The sequence below is a fragment of the Acutalibacter sp. 1XD8-33 genome (genome assembly GCF_003612555.1).
In the GTDB taxonomy this organism is placed as follows: domain Bacteria; phylum Bacillota; class Clostridia; order Oscillospirales; family Acutalibacteraceae; genus Acutalibacter.
The window spans coordinates 1-1,064 of the sequence record NZ_RAZF01000092.1 but is presented as its reverse complement, the minus strand read 5'-3'; the positions used below and the strand labels follow the sequence as shown (position 1 = coordinate 1,064).

General features: G+C 53.9%; 4 protein-coding genes. 2 read left to right on the top strand and 2 right to left on the bottom strand.

Annotation, left to right across the window (positions count from 1 at the left end; all coding sequences use genetic code 11):
• A partial coding sequence (locus D7X94_RS17980; RefSeq protein ID WP_199715184.1) for a phage major tail tube protein occupies positions 1-224 on the top strand: 224 nt, incomplete at its 5' end.
• 58 nt (positions 225-282) lie between these two features.
• Here D7X94_RS17980 and D7X94_RS17975 read toward each other — a convergent pair.
• Together D7X94_RS17975 and D7X94_RS17970 are read right to left on the bottom strand one after the other, a co-directional pair.
• Positions 283-663, bottom strand: coding sequence for a type II toxin-antitoxin system HicB family antitoxin (locus tag D7X94_RS17975; protein ID WP_120429191.1), 381 nt, complete (start codon positions 661-663; stop codon positions 283-285).
• 36 nt (positions 664-699) lie between these two features.
• A complete protein-coding gene (locus D7X94_RS17970) occupies positions 700-876 on the bottom strand; it encodes a type II toxin-antitoxin system HicA family toxin (RefSeq protein ID WP_120429189.1) in 177 nt (58 codons plus the stop codon).
• Between D7X94_RS17970 and D7X94_RS18890 the strand changes: the two genes are divergently transcribed.
• The coding region (locus tag D7X94_RS18890; RefSeq protein ID WP_207667189.1) for a hypothetical protein at positions 857-1,064 on the top strand (208 nt) is incomplete at its 3' end. The genes D7X94_RS17970 and D7X94_RS18890 overlap by 20 nt on opposite strands.

Here is a 1,064-nt window from a genome sequence, read left to right as displayed (position 1 = left end):
GTACCTGGGCCGATAAGTACGTGATGATCGTCCGGCCCAAAACCCTGGGCGTGGGAGACGTTGCCCCTATGGCGGCGGCCAACACCTCCGGAGAGTACGTGGTCTACTACTACGCCGCCTACCGGGACGGCAAGCAGCTGTGGGAGATCGACAAGCGCAACCAGAAGTTTGTGGTGAACGGCAAGGACTACTGGGCCAAGGTCCGAAAGGCCCTGGGAGAGTAGCCTACAAGCCCCGATATTGAGAAAGAAAAACCCCCGGAATCGCTCCGGGGGCTTTCTTTCAGGAGATGTTCAGGCGCTCTTTCAGGGCGTCCTGAAGTACGCGGGAGAGACTCAGCCCCGCAGCGGACACTTGTTCATCTAGCCATTTTGGAAGAGATACCGTCCGTCGCACGGCCCGTTCGTCACGGACAACAGCCCGAACCAGGTTTACAAACTCCCCTGGTTTGCAAACTGTGTCCTCCATACGACTGGCCGGGGGAAGGGTTTCCCCCTTGGACTCGCAGTAGGCAGCCCATTGGGTCAACAAATCCTGAGCCATATACAAGGCATTGGACAAGTCTTTCCCTTCTGTCATACAGCTGGGGAGATCGGGGAATGAGATGGTGTAGGAACCATCATCTTCAGGATGAAAAACGGCAGGATAAATATATTCGTTCATAAGCAGCTCCTTTCTGCGCCCCCGAAGGGGCGGGGACTATTTCAGCCCCGCTTGCTTTAGTATCGCTTTTCCAAGGTTCTCATTGACTTCCCGGTGCCTTGGTACCGGAATGGACCGGGCCCCCTCTTTTTCATAAATGGTGTGGTCCCCTCTGTCCCGAGCCTTGCGGTATCCGGCGGCCAGCAGTTTGTTTATGATATCCCGCCGTTTCATCCTATCCCTCCCTTCTTATAAGTCTATTATACTACGTAATTTACGTAATATCAAGTATAAAATACTTAAATTATGCAATTTTTTTGAAAGGAAGAGTATCATGGCAAAAGATATCATCACCGACGAGCAGGCCCAGGCGGAGTCCCTGGAGAAGGAGCAGGCGGGGCAGGAGGACCCCGCCGTGTACA